Below are 19115 nucleotides of genomic sequence, written 5' to 3'. Positions count from 1 at the left end.
AACTAAAGCCAACGTGAACTTTTGCGGACCTTGCGTCCGCATTTTTTTTGCATAAAAAACCCGGCGTCGCTGCGCTCGGCCGGGCTACATCACGCGTAGGCCGGATAAGGCGAAGCCGCCATCCGGCAATGTGCGCCGATCTGCCTGATGGCGCTACGCTTATCAGTCCTACAAAGACTGATCAGGTCTACAACGCGAGACGCGCCTTCGCGTAGTCGATAGCCTGCGCCACCTGTTGCGGCGACACGCCACCTTTCGCCGCACGTTTATCCAGACACGATTGCAACGAGAGAATCGGGTAAACGTCATCGCCAATCACCTGGCTAAACTTTTGTAAGTCGGCAAGCGACAACGCTTCCAGCGGTTTGCCCTGACGAATCGCCTCGACGACCGTTTCACCCACGATATGATGCGCTTCGCGGAACGGAACACCTTTAGCCACCAGATAATCCGCCAGCTCAGTGGCGTTAGCATAGCCCTGCTGCGCAGCTTCCTGACAACGCGGACGTTTCACCTGAATGCCATCCAGCACCAGCGCGGCCATATGCAGGCAGTCCAGCCAGGTGTCAAGCGCGTCAAACACCCCTTCCTTGTCTTCCTGCATATCTTTGTTGTACGCCAGCGGGAGGCCTTTTAAGGTCATCATCATGCCGGTCAGCGCACCCTGTACGCGACCGCATTTGCCACGGATTAACTCCAGCGCATCCGGGTTTTTCTTCTGCGGCATCAGAGATGAACCGGAAGTCACACGGTCAGACAGTTCGACAAAGCCCGCCTCGCCGGTGTTAAAGAAAATCAGGTCTTCAGCAAAACGCGACAGGTGCACCATGCCGATAGAGGCGTCGGAGAGTAACTCCAGCACGTGGTCACGGTCAGAAACGCTGTCCAGACTGTTACGCGTCGCTGAGGCAAAGCCCAACCAACCGGCCAACTGCTCGCGATCGATTTCATACGCCGTACCCGCCAGCGCGCCACAGCCTAACGGACTCACGTCCAGACGCTTGAGTGCATCCTGCAGACGACTCTCGTCACGCGCCAGCATTTCGACATAAGCCAGACACCAGTGGGCAAACGTCACCGGCTGCGCACGTTGCAGGTGGGTGTAGCCCGGCATCACGGCATCCTGGTTATTCTCTGCCGTCACCACCAGCGCACTTTGCAACTGACGGTTGGCCGACAGTAATTCGATAACCGTGTCTTTACACCACAGTTTAAGATCGGTCGCGACCTGGTCATTACGGCTACGTCCGGTATGCAGTTTTTTACCAAGCTGACCGACTTTATCAATCAGCTTACCTTCCACCCAACTGTGAATATCTTCGGCATCGCTCTGAAGGATTTGCTGCGGATCCAGGCGTACTTCTTCCAGCAGATTATTCAGCGCTTCTTCCAATTGCAGCTGTTCATCGGCAGTCAGTACACCGACCGTTACCAACGCTTTGGACCAGGCCACAGAGCCAACAATATCCTGTTCCGCCAGGCGGTAGTCAAAACGTAACGAATCGTTGAACTGTTTGAACCGCTGATCTGCTGCCTGTGTAAAACGCCCACCCCAAAGTGCCATAACATTCTTCCTTAATATCTTGAATTTCAATGCCGGATGGCGGCTTCGCCTTATCCGGCCTACAGGTTCGGTTCACGTAAGCCGGATAAGCAAAGCGCCATCCGGCACATTAATGGTTAAGCCAGAATACGCGTACCGATCGGCGTACCGTTAAACAGCGCCGGCAATTGCTCGGCATGGCGCCAGGAGGCAATATCCACCGGACGGCCCAGCGTACGCGCGGCATCCAGCGCCGCATTGACCTTCACGATCATACCGTCGGTAATAATGCCTTGTTCAATCAGCTGTTCCGCTTTCGCGGCGGTCATTTCGGCAATACGCTGACCTTTACCATCCAGAATACCGCTTACGTCAGAGAGCAGGATCAGGTCCGCACCCAGCGTTGCCGCCAGGGCCGTTGCCGCCTGATCGGCATTCACGTTCATCAGCAGTCCGTCTTCAGTAACACCAATGGAACTCACTACCGGCAGAAAACCGCTTTCCAACAGCGTGTTAATTAGCTTAGGCGAACCCGGCTGCGCCAGTCCAACGTGACCCAGATCTTTATTGAGCGGCGTCACTTTTACGCTGTCACCATCACCAAGATACAGACCTACAGATGCGATGTGATGCTTTTTTGCCCAGGCCAGTAAGGTTTTATTCGCTGTTCCCGCCAGGGCGCCGGTAATAATGTCAATTTGATCGGCAGGCGTGACGCGCAGACCATTTTTCTTTTTCACCGGCAGATTCAGTTGCTTCATCAGCTCGTCGACCACGCAGCCGCCGCCGTGCACAATGACCAGCGGACGCTGGTGCGACTCACGATAATTCACCAGTGCGGTAAACAGACGCTCCAGCGCCTCTTCGCTATCCAGTAAAACGCCGCCCAGCTTGATAATTAATGGATTCATTGTTGCACCCTTAAATAAGAGACTGCGTTTGGGCAAAGCCAAAACGAATATTTGCGCACTGCATCGCCTGTGCCGCCGCGCCTTTCAATAAGTTGTCTTCCGCCGCCACCACGATCAGGTGCTCACCCTGCACGGCAAACCCAATATCACAGAACGGTAAGCCAACCACATTCTTCAGCGCCGGAACGCCTTTGTCATACAGACGCACCAGTGGCTTATCGCCATACGCCTGCTGCAACGTCTGGGCCACCTGCGCATGAGTTACGCCCGCCTGCAAACGGCAGGTAATGGTTTCCAGAATTCCGCGTGGGAAATTGCCCAAATGCGGAGTGAAGATCACCTGTGCGCCGAGGTGAGTAGCGATTTCCGGCTGATGACGATGGGTAAACACGCCATACGGCTGCAGGCTCACCTCACAAAAACTGTTGGAGATGGCCGCTTTACGGCCCGCACCGCTCACGCCGCTGGTAGCATTAATCACCGGCCACTGGCTGAGATCCAGCAGTCCGGCGTCAATCAGTGGTTTCAGCGAAAGCTGCGCCGCCGTTGGGTAACAACCCGGTACGGCAATCAGATTCGCGTCTTTCAGTTGGTCTTCGCTCCACTCCGCCAGCCCATAAACCGCCTGCTCCAGCAGCTCAGGGTGCTGATGAGTAAAACCATAATATTTTTCATAGAACGCGCCGTCGTTTACGCGAAACGCGCCCGAGAGGTCAAACACCACGGAACCAGCCTGCAAAAACTGCGGCGCCAGGTCATGACTCACCTCATGAGCCGTTGCGAGGAACACAACGTCTACCCCTGCGCTAAACTCGCTGATATCTGACATCGGCTGCAACGGTAAATCGACAATACCTTTCAACTGCGGATGCAAATCGGAGATTAATTTTCCTGCATCATTGCTTTGCGCTGAGACGGTCAAAGCGGTTATGGTCATATCAGGATGGCGATTTACATAGGTCACAAGCTCTGCGCCGGCATAGCCACTGGCGCCCACAATCAGCGTATTCAACATCGGGGCTGCTCACCTTCTTAGATTCTGTTGCCAGGTATAAGCCTTTATCACCTCACCTTACACTTGGTGGGTTTTATTACGCTCAACGTTAATGTATTTTTATTCACAAATACTGCATGAATATTGATACTATCATGACCCGAGGTGTGTCAACAATGAAAAACAATTTACCGCCATTTATCGAGATTTACCGCGCTCTGATTGCCACGCCGTCGATTAGCGCCACCGAGGAAGCGCTCGATCAAAGCAATGCAGGTTTAATCACTCTACTGGCGGACTGGTTCAAAGATTTAGGCTTCAATGTCGAGGTCCAGCCGGTTCCCGACACGCGAAATAAATTCAATATGCTGGCGAGCATTGGACAGGGAGCTGGCGGTCTGTTGTTGGCGGGGCATACCGATACCGTGCCGTTTGACGATGGACGCTGGACGCGCGATCCGTTCACCCTGACCGAGCATGACAACAAGCTCTACGGGTTGGGTACGGCGGATATGAAAGGCTTCTTCGCCTTTATCCTCGACGCGTTGCGTGATGTCGACGTCACAAAGCTGAAAAAGCCCCTGTACATTCTGGCCACTGCCGACGAAGAAACCAGCATGGCGGGAGCGCGCTATTTCTCTGAAACCACCGCTCTGCGCCCGGACTGCGCAATCATTGGCGAACCTACATCCCTGCAACCAGTGCGCGCGCATAAGGGTCACATCTCTAATGCGATTCGTATTTTGGGACAATCGGGTCACTCAAGCGATCCCGCGCGTGGCGTTAATGCGATTGAACTGATGCATGACGCCATCGGCCATATCATGAATCTGCGCGATGACCTGAAAGAGCGTTATCACCATGACGCCTTTACCGTCCCGTATCCGACGTTAAATTTGGGTCACATCCACGGCGGCGACGCCGCCAACCGAATTTGTGCCTGTTGCGAACTGCATATGGATATTCGCCCATTGCCCGGCATGACGCTCAACGATCTCAATGGTTTACTTAACGACGCGCTGGCCCCTGTCTGCGAGCGCTGGCCGGGTCGCCTGACGGTCTCAGAACTGCATCCGCCAATTCCGGGCTATGAATGCCCGCCGGATCATCAACTGGTACAAGTGGTTGAGAAACTACTGGGAGCGCAAACGGAAGTGGTGAACTACTGCACTGAGGCGCCGTTTATCCAGACGCTTTGCCCAACGCTGGTGTTAGGACCCGGTTCTATTAATCAGGCACATCAGCCAGATGAATATCTGGAAACGCGTTTTATTAAGCCGACGCGGGAGTTAATTACCCAGGTTGTGCACCACTTCTGCTGGCATTAACCGTCAATCACCTCGTTAACCCTTTAGTGGTAATCGAGGTGATTTATTAACATTTCCATAAGCACAGCTTATTTGATTCGATGTGAATTAAATAACGTAAATTCCCGCCATTTTTTCGTTTGCTGAACCGATTTCGCAGCAATTGACGTCACGAGTTTTACGTGGCTTTATAAAAGACGGCGAACACACAAAGTCCGAAAGATACAGGACGCATAAATTAAAGATGGGGTGTCTGGGTTAATATGAACGAACAATATTCCGCGTTGCGTAGTAATGTCAGTATGCTCGGCAAAGTGCTGGGAGAAACCATCAAGGATGCGCTGGGGGAGAACATTCTCGACCGCGTAGAAACAATCCGTAAGCTGTCCAAATCATCCCGCGCTGGCAATGAAGTCAACCGCCAGGAGCTGCTCACTACGCTGCAAAACCTGTCTAACGACGAGCTGCTGCCGGTTGCCCGCGCGTTTAGCCAGTTCCTGAATCTGGCCAACACCGCCGAGCAGTACCACAGCATTTCGCCAAAAGGCGAAGCAGCCAGCAACCCGGAAGTGATTGCTCGCACTCTGCGTAAACTGAAAGATCAGCCCAACCTCGATGAAGCCACCATCAAGAAAGCCGTGGAATCTCTCTCTCTGGAGCTGGTTCTCACCGCCCACCCGACCGAGATTACCCGCCGTACGCTGATCCATAAAATGGGCGAAGTAAACGCCTGTCTTAAGCAGCTTGATAACAAAGACCTCGTCGATTACGAGCGCCATCAGCTGATGCGCCGTCTGCGCCAGCTCATTGCCCAATCCTGGCATACGGATGAAATCCGTAAGCTGCGCCCAAGCCCGGTTGATGAAGCCAAATGGGGCTTTGCGGTGGTTGAAAATAGCCTGTGGGAAGGCGTACCAAACTATCTGCGCGAGCTGAACGAACAGTTGGAAGAACACCTGGGCTATAAGCTGCCGGTTGATTTTGTCCCGGTTCGCTTTACCTCCTGGATGGGCGGTGACCGCGACGGTAACCCGAACGTAACGGCAGATATCACCCGTCACGTACTGCTGCTCAGTCGCTGGAAAGCCACTGACCTGTTCCTGAAAGACATCCAGTTTCTGATTTCTGAACTGTCGATGGTGGATGCCACGCCGGAACTGCTGGCGCTGGTGGGCGAAGAAGGCGCAGCGGAACCTTACCGCTATCTGATGAAAACCCTGCGTTCTCGTCTGATGGCAACCCAGGCCTGGCTGGAAGCCCGTCTTAAAGGCGAGAAATTACCGAAACCGGCGGGGCTTCTCACGCAAAACGAACAGCTCTGGGACCCGCTATATGCGTGCTACCAGTCACTGCAGGCCTGTGGCATGGGTATTATCGCCAATGGCGAATTGCTCGACACCCTTAGACGCGTGAAGTGTTTCGGCGTGCCGCTGGTACGTATTGATATTCGCCAGGAAAGCACCCGTCATACTGAAGCCCTGGGCGAACTGACCCGTTATCTGGGCATTGGCGACTACGAAAACTGGTCGGAAGCGGATAAACAGGCTTTCCTGATCCGCGAACTGAACTCCAAGCGTCCGCTGCTGCCGCGTAACTGGGAACCGAGCAACGACACCCGCGAAGTGCTCGACACCTGTCAGGTCATTGCCGAAGCCCCGTATGGCTCCATTGCCGCCTATGTTATCTCGATGGCGAAAACGCCATCGGATGTGCTGGCCGTACATCTGCTGCTGAAAGAAGCCGGGATCGGTTTTGCTATGCCGGTTGCGCCGCTGTTTGAAACGCTGGACGACCTCAACAATGCTGATGACGTCATGTCCCAGCTCTTGAATATCGACTGGTACCGCGGCTTTATTCAGGGCAAACAGATGGTCATGATTGGCTACTCTGATTCCGCCAAAGACGCAGGTGTGATGGCGGCCTCCTGGGCGCAATACCAGGCACAGGACGCACTGATCAAAACCTGCGAAAAAGCCGGTATCGAACTGACGCTGTTCCATGGTCGCGGCGGCTCCATTGGTCGCGGCGGCGCGCCTGCACATGCGGCGCTGCTCTCACAACCGCCAGGCAGCCTGAAAGGCGGTCTGCGCGTGACAGAACAAGGTGAGATGATCCGCTTTAAGTACGGCCTACCGGAAGTGACCATCAGCAGTCTGTCGCTGTATACCGCAGCCATCCTGGAAGCCAACCTGTTACCGCCGCCAGAGCCGAAGGATAACTGGCGTCATATCATGGATGAGCTTTCCGATATTTCCTGCGAGCTATACCGTGGATATGTGCGTGAAAACAAAGACTTCGTTCCCTACTTCCGCTCCGCGACGCCGGAGCAGGAACTGGGTAAACTGCCGCTCGGTTCACGTCCGGCAAAACGCCGCCCAACCGGTGGGGTAGAGTCTCTGCGCGCTATTCCGTGGATCTTCGCCTGGACGCAGAACCGCCTGATGCTCCCGGCATGGCTGGGCGCAGGTACCGCGCTGCAAAAAGTGGTGGAAGACGGTAAGCAAAGCGAACTCGAAGCCATGTGCCGCGACTGGCCATTCTTCTCCACGCGTCTTGGTATGCTGGAAATGGTTTTCGCCAAAGCAGACCTGTGGCTGGCAGAATACTACGATCAACGCCTGGTCAAAAAAGAGCTGTGGCCGCTGGGTGAAGAGCTGCGTCAGCGCCTGGAAGCCGATATCGATGTCGTACTGGCGATTGCCAACGACTCACATTTGATGGCCGACCTGCCTTGGATTGCCGAGTCCATTCAGTTAAGAAATATTTATACCGATCCGCTGAACGTATTGCAGGCAGAGCTGTTACACCGCTCACGCCTGGCGGAAGAGCAAGGCAATGCACCGGATCCGCGCGTTGAGCAAGCGTTGATGGTGACCATCGCTGGTGTCGCCGCTGGTATGCGTAATACTGGCTAACATCCCCTCTCGTCGCCTTCGTGCTATTGTATGAAGGCGACGGCAAAAACTGCTGTCATAACCGCTTCTTTTTCAATATATTCCCGCCTGAATATATTCACCCCGTGAATATATCAACAACAAAACACGATCCTGAGATCGTGATGCTTCAGTTCCTCTTAATGTTTAGTCGCTACTCTTGGCGCTACGATTAAAGACAGGCTCACATTATGCAATCCTTACAACTCCAGTCTAAACCCGCCTTTAGCTGGAAAGCCCTGGGTTGGGCGCTCCTCTATTTTTGGTTTTTTTCCTCATTACTGCAGGCCGTTATCTATTTTAGTGGCTACAGCGGATCTACCGGTTTACGCGACTCCTTGTTGTTCAGTTCGCTGTGGTTGATCCCGGTATTTTTATTTCCAAACCGTATCCGCATTATTGCTGCCGTGATAGGCGTGGTGTTATGGGCAGCCTCGCTGGCTGCTCTGAGCTATTACGTCATCTACGGACAAGAGTTTTCGCAAAGCGTTCTGTACGTAATGTTTGAAACCAATGCGAACGAAGCCAGCGAATATCTCAGTCAGTATTTCAGCCTGAAGATTGTTCTTATTGCCCTGGCCTATACGGCTGTGGCTATTCTGCTGTGGACACGTCTGCGCCCTGTGCATATTCCATCGCCCTGGCGCTATCTGGTGTCGTTTGCGTTGTTATACGGTTTGATTCTGCACCCGATAACCGTTAACACGCTCATCAAACATAAACCGTTTGAAAAAACGTTGGATGGTCTTGCCTCACGTATGGAGCCTGCCGCACCGTGGCAGTTCATCTCTGGGTATTATCAATATCGTCAGCAGTTAACCTCGCTTAATAGCCTGCTGAATGAGAACAATGCCCTGCCGCCGCTGGCCAACTTTAAAGACAGCTCAGGTGACGCGCCGCGTACGTTGGTGCTGGTGATTGGCGAATCGACGCAACGTGGCCGCATGAGTCTGTATGGTTACCCGCGTGAAACGACGCCAGAACTGGATGCGCTGCATAAATCCGATCCTAACTTCACCGTGTTCAATAATGTCGTGACCTCACGTCCGTACACCATTGAAATCCTGCAGCAGGCGCTGACTTTCGCCAACGAGAAGAACCCGGACCTGTATCTGACTCAGCCGTCGCTGATGAACATGATGAAACAGGCAGGTTATAAAACCTTCTGGATCACCAACCAGCAGACGATGACAGCCCGCAACACCATGCTGACCGTGTTCTCGAAGCAGACGGATAAGCAGTTCTATATGAACCAGCAGCGTACGCAAAGCGCGCGCGAATATGACAGCAACGTGCTGGCGCCATTTAAAGAAGTACTGGCAGACCCGGCACCGAAAAAGTTCATCATCGTGCACCTGTTGGGAACGCATATTAAGTACAAATTCCGCTATCCGGATGGGCAGGGTAAATTCGACAACAATATCGACAATGTTCCCGCCGGACTGGGAAACGATGAACTGGAAGCTTACAACGATTACGACAGCGCGAATGTCTACAATGATCATATCATTGCCAGCCTGATCAAAGACTATAAAGCGACCGATCCGAACGGCTTCCTGCTGTACTTCTCCGATCACGGGGAAGAGGTCTACGATACGCCACCGCATAAGACGCAAGGTCGTAATGAAGACAACCCTACGCGCCATATGTATACGGTACCGTTCCTGCTGTGGACTTCGGAAAAATGGCAGGCCGCGCATCCACGGGACTTCTCTCAGGATGTGAATCGTAAATACAGCAGCTCAGAGCTTATCCATACCTGGTCTGATTTAGCGGGCTTCACCTACGACGGTTTTGATCCAACGCGTGCCATTACCAGCCCGCAGTTCAAAGAGACGACCCGCTGGATTGGCAATCCATACAAGAAAAATGCCCTGATTGATTACGATACTTTGCCTTACGGCGATCAAATCGGTAATCAATAACAGGTTGCCGGATGCACTACGCTTATCCGGCCTACAGCTCGCAAAGGCTTGTAGGCCGGATAAGGCATAAGCCGCCATCCGGCAATAATCACTTGAGGGCTGTTGTTTTCAAGGATACTGTTTCCCTGTCTGCTGCCTGCAAGGGATTAACATGTATCACGACGTCAGCCATCTTCTCTCCCGCCTGATTAACGGCCCCACGCCGCTACGCCAGGTGTATTTTGCCAGCACCAGTAGCTCAACACCGGAGCTGGCGTATCAGGTCGATTTTCCCCGGCTGGAAATTGTGCTGGAAGGTGAGTTCACCGATAACGGCGTCGCTGGCGCATCCGCAACGTTACTGCCTTGCGATGTGTTATTCGTTCCGGCTGGCGGCTGGAACTTTCCGCAGTGGGTAACACCGGTCACAACACTCAGCATCCTGTTCGGCAAACAGCAACTGGGTTTCAGCATAGTGCAGTGGGATGGCAAGCAATATCAAAATGTTACCCGCCAGCACGTTGCGCGGCGTGGGCCACGAATTGGCTCTTTCCTGCTGCAAACGCTCAATGAAATGCAGATGCAGCCGCAGGAGCAGCAAACCGCCAGGCTAATCGTCGCGAGCTTACTGAGCCATTGCCGCGATCTGCTCGGCAGCCAGATCCAGACCGCATCACGCAGTCAGGCGCTTTTCGAAGCCATTCGCGACTATATTGATGAGCGCTACGCTTCGCCGCTCACCCGAGAATCCGTCGCGCAGGCGTTCTATATTTCACCCAATTACCTCTCCCATCTTTTTCAAAAAACGGGCGCTATCGGTTTTAACGAATACCTGAACCACACGCGACTGGAACACGCAAAAACGCTGTTGAAGGGTTATGAGCTGAAGATCAAAGAGGTGGCGCACACCTGTGGGTTTGTTGACAGCAACTACTTCTGCCGCCTGTTTCGCAAAAATACCGAACGTTCGCCATCAGAATATCGTCGGCAATATCACAGCCAGCTGACAGAGATAACAGCTAATCCAGAGTAAGATGCGTGTGCTGTGGCGCTGAAAGCAGTTTCCGCACAGCGCTCATCACCCGCTGCGGCTCACGTAAAAAAATGCTAATCCCCGACTGAACGTAACGACTCTGCGTAAAGCGTTCCGCCCCTGCCAGTTCAATATCGGTAATAAGCAACACCGCATCAGCGCGATTAATGTCCTCTTCCGTCAGGCGATTTTCGGTACCCAACGCGCCCTGAGTTTCTATCTTGATGCTCCATTTCTCCTGCTGGCAGAGTTTCTCCAGCCGTTCAGCAGCCATATAGGTATGGGCCACGCCGCTTACGCATGCGGTGACAGCAACCAGATATCGTACAGGTGCGATGGTCATACTATCCTCCTACTGTTACCTTAAATCCGGCGCATTCCGCCATCTTACGCACGGTATCAACCTCTTGTGACGACGGGACGGCCACGTCTTTCATCGACCAGGGCAAGCCGAGCAGGTTGTATTTCGGTTCGCCATATTGATGAAACGGTAGCAGGTGTATCTGCTTTATACCTAATGAAGACAACAACACCAACGCATACTGCGTGTTATCTACATTCATCGTAAAGCCCGGAATCAGCGGCAGGCGGGGTATGACATTAATCCCTTGCTCCACCAATAATCGTAAATTCGCCAACACGCGCGGCAGGTTCATGTTAATGATCTCACGGGCCAAGCGTACATCCATAATTTTGAGGTCGAATAGCACCTCATCACACTCTTTTGCCAGCGATAACAAACGGCTGGCTGGTGCATCGCCAGCCGTTTCAATTGCACAGTGCACATCCCAGCGCCGCAGACGTTGCAGGAATCGTACGGCAAAGGGGGCTTGCATCAGCACTTCACCGCCGGAAAGCGTCACCCCCCCACCTGAAGTGCGAAAGAAAATATCATCTTTCATCACTTCACGTTCCAGGTCGTCCAGCGAGATATCACGACCAATACGCTCAAACGCACCGGAAGGACACTCGTCAGCATCACGCAGACAGGGTGTACAGTGCAGGCATTTACTCTCCCGACGCACCGTTTCAATGCGTGGGGAGAGAGATTCAGGGTTGGCGCACCACGGGCAAGAATGCGGACAGCCTTTAAAAAAGACCACCGTACGAATACCCTGCCCATCATTCAATGAGTAACGCTGAATATTGAATATACGCGCAACGTCCTCGCTACGCGGCTCAATAATCTCACAGCTGATGCGCGGTGCGGCGAATGATGTCATCCTGGATCTCCTTCGACAGTTCGACAAAGAAGGCGCTATAGCCAGCCACGCGCACCACCAGTCCGGCGAAATCCTGCGGGCGCAGCTGCGCTTCGCGCAATGTGTCGGCGTTCACCACGTTAAACTGAATGTGCTGGAGCTTGAGCTGGGTAAATGCCCGCAGAAAATCCGCCAGCTTGCGTAAACCGGCCTCACCTTCCAGTGTGGCTGGCGTAAACTTCACGTTCAGCAACGTCCCATTGGAAAGCAGCGTGTTATCCAGCTTGCTGACCGATTTCAAGACTGCCGTTGGTCCTTGCATATCTTGCCCCAGCATCGGCGACAGGCCTCCATCCGCCAACTGTTCCCCGGCGAAGCGGCCATCCGGCGTCGCCCCAACGACCGAACCCAGCGGCACGTGCGCAGAGACGGTATACGAACCCGGCGTAAATTGGCCGCCGCGTGGATTCTGGTACTTCTCGACCTCTTTACAGTAATGACGCAGCAGTTCGGCGCTGATGTTATCTACATCATCAATATCGTTACCGTATTTCTCGAAACGGTTAATCAGCCTGGCGCGAATTTTCTCGCCTTCCGGAGTAGCAAAGTTGTCTTTTAGCACCGACAGAAGCTCGTCAAAAGATAAGCGCTGTTGTTCAAATACCAGTCCATTGAGCGCATGCAGCGAATCACTCAGGTTCGCAATGCCGATCCCCTGTACACCGGAGAAGTTATAGCGAGCACCGCCATCGGTAATGTCACACCCTTTATCCAGACAATCGCTAATAAACGAGGAGAGCAGCGGCACCGGTGCCCAGTCACGGTGACCGATATCGCAGATATTACTGCCCTCAACCATCAGCGTGATGTAGTGGCTGATTTTGGCACGAATATGCGCCAGGAGAGTTTCGTACGTCAGGGCGGGGTTGCCTTCATTCTCATACAGGCTGATTTCCATGACTTTCAGCAGATTAAACATGGCGATATCGTGCAAACCGTATGTTCTGCCTGGAATAGACAGCTCGACACAACCTACAACCGCATAATCCCGCGCATCTTCCAGCGAGACGCCACGGTTAAGAAATGCAGGTACCACCACTTCATCATTAAAGATTTGCGGGATACCGGTCCCGAGGCGAATTGTCTGTGCCGTTTTCATCAGGAACGGCGTGTCGATCAGCGCATTCGTGCGTACACCGAGGTTTGGTTGCGGCAGCTGTACGCTCTGATACGCATCCAGGCAGAGGAACGACAGTACGTTTACCGCACTACGACCACTCTCCGTCAATCCTCCGAGCAGTGCGGTATAACCCGTTGGGAAGCCAGCGAAATAGCGCGCGCTGCTGGTGGATCGCAGCAGTACGATGTCATTACATTTCACCCATAGTGATTCGAGGATCTCTTGTAAGAATGCAGAGTCTTCCCCCTGCGTCAGCGAGGCCTGATAAAACGGCAGCATATACTGGTCGAAGCGTCCGAGTGAGAGCGAACTGGCGTTGGATTCATATTGCAAAATAATGTTCATGTACCAGAACAGCTGACATGCCTGCCAGAAGGTTTGCGGTTTGTGCTGGGCGTTATGCCGGGAGTTTTCAGCAATCTTCAGCAATTCCTGGCGTCGCTGCGTATCCGGGCAGCCTTCCGCCATCTTCTCTGCCAGCATAGCGTAACGCAGAATGTGGCTTTGCGAAGCCTCAAGCAGCAGCAGCGCAGCCTGATAAAAGTGATTATCCGGCTGCTGTCGACTGTGTGCCCGCATCTGTGTGACCAGCTCGCCAAGCCCGTGATTCAACAGGCGTGGATAATCAATAATGATATGTCCCTGCCCTTTGTCCGTCTGGTTAACGCTAAAAATCTGAGTACTGACGGCGGCTTTTACCTCATCGGTCATCTGACCGTTGATGAAGTCTTTCATCGACCGCTTTTCCCAGTACGGATACAAAACGTCGCGATAGAGATGTTTATCCTCTTCGCTGATGTCAAAACGGTCCTGCGGACGGGTTGGAAACTGCTCCAGCTCTTTAAGCAGCCAGTACGGGTCCATTTCCGGCGACATAATGCCCGCGCGCGGTTTAACACTACGGTTCCCGGCAATCAGTTCCTCATCACGAATCGAAATCTCAACATGCTCAAGAATATATGCGGTGGCTTTCGCCCGACGCAGAATAACCGGCTCTCCTTCCGTCTGCTGGTGGCTGGCGGTATATAGCAGCGCACGCTCAAGCGAAATTTCACGGTTGTTCTGAAACAGAGCGGTTTTTAAACGTTGGATACGGTTAGTCATGGGGAACTCCTGCGGGAATAGTTGTCTGATGGCGCTACGCTTATCAGGCCTACGCATCTGTAGGCCGGATAAGGCGAAGCCACCATCCGGCAAGCAAACGGTTAAGCGGTTTGCGCAAGGTGTGCGCCAATCTTGTTCATGATGGCGTCGGCACGTTTCACCGCATCGCTGATGTTGACGCGAACGATAGTTTTGCCCGCAAAACGCTCTTCAAATTTAATGCCAATGTCCTTGGTCAGAATGACCATGTCGGCTTCCGCCACGTCCGCCGCGGTCAGTTCGTTTTCCAGACCGATCGACCCCTGAGTCTCAACCTTTACTTGCCAACCTTTGGCTTTAGCGGCGCTTTCCAGCGCTTCGGCTGCCATATAGGTGTGGGCGACACCAGAAGGACATGCGGTTACTGCGATAATCTTGGTCATGACTCATTCCTCACTTAATTCATTTCAAAATCTAAATCCAGGTCGTCTTCTTTCTGGTCGACCTGAGACACTTTTTTCCGCGCCAGATTTTTCAGTACGTTAACGCACACTGCGGTCACTACAGCGCCAACGGCAACCGCCGCGATATAACCCAGTTTTCCTTCTACAACGGGTAGAACAATCAGCCCGCCCCAACCGGCATAACACTGCGCACCAAACAGCGCGGCGGTTACCGTGCCGCAGGCCGAGCCAACCATAATCGATGGAATAACGCGCAGCGGATCGGCGGCAGCAAAGGGAATTGCGCCTTCCGTTACCCCGACGCAGCCCATTACCAGCGCGGCTTTACCGGCTTCACGTTCTTCAGAAGAGAAATTCTTACGACCAATCAGCGTCGCCAGACCTAAACCCAGCGGCGGCACGCAGATCCCTACCGCGGCAATCGCCACTACGGTATAAACCCCCTGCGCCACGCAAATCAGCATGAAGGCGTAGGCAACTTTGTTAATCGGCCCTCCCATATCGAAGGCCAACATCAGTCCCATGATTACTGCCAACAACACGATGCTGCCCTGCTGCATACCCTGCAGCCACTCGGTCAGGCTAGTGGTTAACGCGCCAACGGGTTCTCCCAGGCCCCACATCATGATGCCTGCAGTGATAAAGGTGCCGACGATAGGAATAACGAAGATAGGCATTACCGAGCGCAACACCTTATGTACCGGGATCTTCTTCAGATAATGGACGACGATACCGCCAATAATCCCGGCAATTAATGCGCCGAAAAAACCTGCGCCAAAGCTGTTTCCCACCCATGCGCCAATCGCACAAGGGGCCAGAGCAGAACGTTCAGCGATGGAATAGCCGATATAAGCGGCAAGAAATGGCACCATCAACGTCAGTCCGGCCACACCGATATCAAACAGCTTTTTGAGATTAGGATCGGTCGCAGCGTCAGGTACCGCGCCCTTGCCATACAGCATGACGGAGACAGCAAGCAAAATACCGCCCGCTACTACGAAGGGGATCATATGCGAAACACCGGTCATCAGGTGCTGACGAGTATTTTTCAGGATTTGTACCAACTCTTTCATAAGTCGCTCCCGGGCTGCCTAAAGCCCATATCCATAAACTTGTTGCGGAAAACAATAGGCAATCCGACGCGACGCAAACAGTGGATAAAAAGGCCATTTGCTGGACTTTTGTAATGTCAGTACAAAAATGCGATCCGCCTCATAACTTGCAGTTTCTCGGAATTTATAAGGGACTCGCTGACTTGTGAGGGATATCTCACTTTGATGGTTACATTACATTTATCCAGCTTTTGGCAGATTTGTCACATGGCAGGCTCAGGCGTTGCCCTTTTATCCTGTAGCGAGAAATCGTTATGGGAGATGAGGCTATGGCCCTGATTGTGGAATTTACCTGTGAGCTGCCTAATGGCGTACATGCGCGTCCGGCAAGCCACATAGAAACGCAGTGCAACACATTTACCTCGCACATTGAGTGGCATAACCTGCGTACCGAACGTAAGGGCAACGCCAAGAGCGCGCTGTCGCTAATTGGCACCGATACTCTGGCGGGGGATAGTTGCCAGTTGCTGATTTCAGGTACAGATGAACAGGCAGCCCACCAGCATCTGAGCCAATGGTTACGTAATGAATTTCCGCACTGCGATGCACCGCTAGCGGAAACCAAAAACAACGAGCTGGAGCCACTTCCGGCATCCCTCACCCATTTAAATCCACAGCTTTTCCGCGCTCGCACCGTCTGCAGCGGCAGTGCGGGAGGCGTTCTGAGCCTGCTCTCTTCGCTGGATCTCAACGCACTCAGTAACCTCCCATCCGCTCAAGATAGTGAAACCGAGCAAGCAGCCCTGGATAACGGTTTAACACTGTTGATGAAGAATATTGAGTTTCGATTACTCGACAGCGACGGCGCAACCAGTGCGATTCTGGAAGCACACCGCTCGCTGGCAGGCGATCTCTCACTGCGTCAGCACCTGCTCGCCGGCGTATCTCGCGGGTTAAGCTGCGCTCAGGCGGTTGTCGAAAGTGCCGAACATTTTTGTGATGAATTCGCGCGTTCCAGCAGCAGCTATTTACAGGAACGCGCGCTGGATGTGCGCGATGTCTGCTTCCAGCTTCTGCAGCAAATTTATGGAGAGCAGCGTTTCCCTGCACCGGGAAAATTAACTCAGCCTACGATCTGTATGGCGGATGAGCTAACACCGAGCCAGTTCCTCGAACTGGACAAAACACTGCTGAAAGGCCTGCTGTTAAAAAGCGGCGGCACCACTTCACACACGGTGATTCTCGCCCGGTCATTCAACATCCCTACGCTGGTTGGCGTGGATATTGACTCTTTGACGCCATGGCTGCAGCAAACGGTTTATATTGATGGTAACGCAGGAGCGGTCGTCGTTGCCCCTGAGGAATCCGTGGTGCGTTACTACCAGCAGGAAGCCCGTATTCAGGATGCCCTTCGAGAACAGCAACGTATCTGGCTGACCCAGGAGGCGCGCACGGCTGATGGCATCCGCATGGAAGTGGCCGCCAACATCGCCCATTCCGTGGAAGCGCAGGCAGCTTTTGGCAACGGCGCGGAAGCAGTTGGCCTGTTCCGTACGGAAATGCTGTATATGGACCGTACCAGCGCCCCGGATGAGAACGAGCTATACAACATTTTCTGCCAGGCGTTGGAGCCTGCACAGGGACGCAGCATCATTGTGCGCACCATGGATATCGGCGGTGATAAACCCGTTGATTACCTGAATATTCCTGCCGAAACCAACCCGTTCCTCGGCTATCGCGCGGTGCGTATCTATGAAGAATACGCCGCGTTGTTTACCACCCAGTTGCGTTCGATCCTGCGCGCATCAGCACACGGTAACCTGAAAATCATGATCCCAATGATCTCCTCTATGGAAGAGATCCTGTGGGTCAAAGAGAAGCTGGCTGAAGCCAAACAGCAGTTGCGCAGTGAACACATCCCATTTGATGAAAAGATCCAGCTCGGTATTATGCTGGAGGTTCCGTCGGTGATGTTCATCATCGATCAATGCTGTGAAGAAATTGATTTCTTTAGTATTGGCAGCAATGACCTGACGCAATATCTGCTGGCAGTCGACCGCGACAACGCCAAAGTTACCCGCCATTACAACAGCCTGAATCCGGCCTTCCTGCGCGCACTGGATTACGCCGTGCAGGCAGTACATCGTCAGGGGAAATGGATTGGCCTGTGCGGCGAACTGGGTGCCAAAGGTTCGGTGCTGCCGCTGCTGGTGGGACTGGGTCTGGACGAGATCAGCATGAGTGCCCCCTCCATTCCCGCCGCTAAAGCACGGATGGCACAGCTCGACAGCCGCGCCTGCCGTCAGTTGCTGAATCAAGCAATGGCCTGTCGAACTTCGCTGGAGGTAGAACATCTGCTGGCCCAGTTCCGCATGACCCAACAGGATACGCCTCTGGTTACCGCCGAGTGCATCACGCTGGATAGCGACTGGCGTAGTAAAGAGGAGGTCATCAAAGGGATGACCGACAATCTGTTGTTGGCAGGTCGCTGCCGCTATCCACGTAAACTGGAGGCCGATCTGTGGGCGCGCGAAGCCGTCTTCTCTACCGGATTAGGTTTTAGCTTCGCCATTCCGCACAGCAAGTCCGAACATATTGAGCAATCCACCATCAGCGTAGCGCGCCTGCAAGCGCCGGTACGTTGGGGGGATGATGATGCGCAGTTCATTATTATGCTGACGCTCAACAAACACGCCGCTGGCGACCAGCATATGCGTATTTTCTCGCGTCTGGCACGTCGCATTATGCATGAAGAATTCCGTAACGCACTGGTTAGCGCCGCCTCAGCCGACGCTATCGCCAGTCTGTTGCAACATGAACTTGAACTTTAAAAAGGGTGCTTTTGTATGGAACTTTACCTTGATACCGCCAACGTCGCGGAAGTCGAACGTCTGGCACGCATCTTCCCTATCGCGGGGGTCACCACCAACCCAAGCATTGTGGCAGCAAGCAAAGAATCCATCTGGGACGTGCTGCCGCGTTTGCAAAACGCCATTGGTGAAGAGGGCATTCTGTTTGCCCAGACCATGAGCCGCGACGCGCAGGGCATGGTGGATGAAGCCAAGCGTCTGAGTAATGCGGTCCCCGGTCTGGTGGTAAAAATCCCGGTGACATCCGAAGGTCTGGCCGCGATCAAAATGCTAAAAAAAGAGGGCATCACCACGCTGGGAACCGCCGTGTACAGCGCCTCTCAGGGGTTGCTTGCCGCGCTGGCAGGAGCCAAATATATCGCGCCTTACGTTAACCGTATCGACGCACAGGGTGGCGACGGGATTCGCACAGTACAGGAACTGCAAACGTTACTGGAACTGCATGCGCCGAACAGCATGGTACTGGCCGCCAGCTTTAAAACCCCGCGTCAGGCGCTGGATTGCTTACTGGCAGGATGCGAAGCAATCACTCTGCCCTTAGACGTAGCGCAACAAATGCTCAATACCCCTGCGGTAGAGTCAGCAATAGAGAAATTTGAGCAGGACTGGAACAACGCATTTGGTCACATCAACCTGTGA

Annotated in this window: 14 protein-coding genes; 6 read left to right on the top strand and 8 right to left on the bottom strand. The window is 53.5% G+C overall.

Annotated features, from left to right (window positions below; genetic code table 11):
• Window positions 1-187: 187 nt before the first annotated feature.
• From argH to argC, 3 genes are all read right to left on the bottom strand, one after another.
• Window positions 188-1564, bottom strand: a complete 1377-nt coding sequence (argH, locus tag E1B03_RS02210; protein WP_103771970.1) for an argininosuccinate lyase — start codon at window positions 1562-1564, stop codon at window positions 188-190.
• A gap of 116 nt (window positions 1565-1680) precedes the next feature.
• Window positions 1681-2454 (bottom strand): acetylglutamate kinase, encoded by a 774-nt coding sequence (argB, locus tag E1B03_RS02205; RefSeq protein WP_103771969.1) that lies wholly within the window; start codon window positions 2452-2454, stop codon window positions 1681-1683.
• 10 nt (window positions 2455-2464) lie between these two features.
• Entirely contained in the window at window positions 2465-3469 is a 1005-nt protein-coding gene (gene argC / locus E1B03_RS02200) for an N-acetyl-gamma-glutamyl-phosphate reductase (protein WP_133085622.1), read from the bottom strand.
• A gap of 155 nt (window positions 3470-3624) precedes the next feature.
• Between argC and argE the strand changes: the two genes are divergently transcribed.
• The 4 genes from argE (at window position 3625) to E1B03_RS02180 (ending at window position 10625) form a co-directional block, all read left to right on the top strand.
• On the top strand, window positions 3625-4776 hold the full coding sequence (gene argE, locus E1B03_RS02195; protein WP_133085621.1) for an acetylornithine deacetylase: 1152 nt from the start codon (window positions 3625-3627) through the stop codon (window positions 4774-4776).
• 242 nt (window positions 4777-5018) lie between these two features.
• Complete coding sequence (gene ppc / locus E1B03_RS02190) at window positions 5019-7670, top strand: phosphoenolpyruvate carboxylase (RefSeq protein ID WP_103771966.1); 2652 nt, start codon at window positions 5019-5021, stop codon at window positions 7668-7670.
• 209 nt (window positions 7671-7879) lie between these two features.
• Window positions 7880-9613: a phosphoethanolamine transferase CptA gene (locus tag E1B03_RS02185; RefSeq protein WP_103771965.1), complete on the top strand. Its 1734-nt coding sequence runs from the start codon at window positions 7880-7882 to the stop codon at window positions 9611-9613.
• A 151-nt stretch (window positions 9614-9764) separates the two neighbouring features.
• Complete coding sequence (locus E1B03_RS02180; RefSeq protein WP_133085620.1) at window positions 9765-10625, top strand: helix-turn-helix transcriptional regulator; 861 nt, start codon at window positions 9765-9767, stop codon at window positions 10623-10625.
• On the opposite strand, the gene E1B03_RS02175 is transcribed toward E1B03_RS02180, so the two are convergent.
• From E1B03_RS02175 to E1B03_RS02155, 5 genes are all read right to left on the bottom strand, one after another.
• Window positions 10612-10968, bottom strand: coding sequence for a PTS fructose-like transporter subunit IIB (locus E1B03_RS02175; RefSeq protein WP_103771963.1), 357 nt, complete (start codon window positions 10966-10968; stop codon window positions 10612-10614). The genes E1B03_RS02180 and E1B03_RS02175 overlap by 14 nt on opposite strands.
• A 1-nt stretch (window position 10969) precedes the next feature.
• Window positions 10970-11848 (bottom strand): [formate-C-acetyltransferase]-activating enzyme, encoded by an 879-nt coding sequence (locus E1B03_RS02170; protein WP_133085619.1) that lies wholly within the window; start codon window positions 11846-11848, stop codon window positions 10970-10972.
• Window positions 11814-14111, bottom strand: coding sequence for a formate C-acetyltransferase (locus tag E1B03_RS02165; RefSeq protein ID WP_103771961.1), 2298 nt, complete (start codon window positions 14109-14111; stop codon window positions 11814-11816). The genes E1B03_RS02170 and E1B03_RS02165 overlap by 35 nt, the downstream gene beginning before the upstream one ends.
• A 101-nt stretch (window positions 14112-14212) precedes the next feature.
• A complete protein-coding gene (locus tag E1B03_RS02160) occupies window positions 14213-14533 on the bottom strand; it encodes a PTS fructose-like transporter subunit IIB (RefSeq protein ID WP_003825151.1) in 321 nt (106 codons plus the stop codon).
• Window positions 14534-14547: 14 nt separating this feature from the next.
• Window positions 14548-15627 (bottom strand): PTS fructose transporter subunit EIIC, encoded by a 1080-nt coding sequence (locus E1B03_RS02155; protein ID WP_133085618.1) that lies wholly within the window; start codon window positions 15625-15627, stop codon window positions 14548-14550.
• Between the two features lie 308 nt (window positions 15628-15935).
• On the opposite strand from E1B03_RS02155, the gene ptsP reads away from it, so the two are divergent.
• Together ptsP and fsa are read left to right on the top strand one after the other, a co-directional pair.
• Window positions 15936-18437 carry a phosphoenolpyruvate--protein phosphotransferase gene (gene ptsP, locus E1B03_RS02150; protein ID WP_133087185.1) on the top strand — a complete coding sequence of 834 codons (2502 nt, stop codon included), beginning with the start codon at window positions 15936-15938 and terminating at the stop codon, window positions 18435-18437.
• Window positions 18438-18452: 15 nt separating this feature from the next.
• Window positions 18453-19115: a fructose-6-phosphate aldolase gene (gene fsa / locus E1B03_RS02145; protein ID WP_133085617.1), complete on the top strand. Its 663-nt coding sequence runs from the start codon at window positions 18453-18455 to the stop codon at window positions 19113-19115.

The organism is Citrobacter arsenatis (assembly GCF_004353845.1).
Lineage (GTDB): Bacteria > Pseudomonadota > Gammaproteobacteria > Enterobacterales > Enterobacteriaceae > Citrobacter > Citrobacter arsenatis.
Note: the sequence above shows the minus strand (reverse complement) of the source record. Positions and strands in the feature narration are given on the sequence as shown.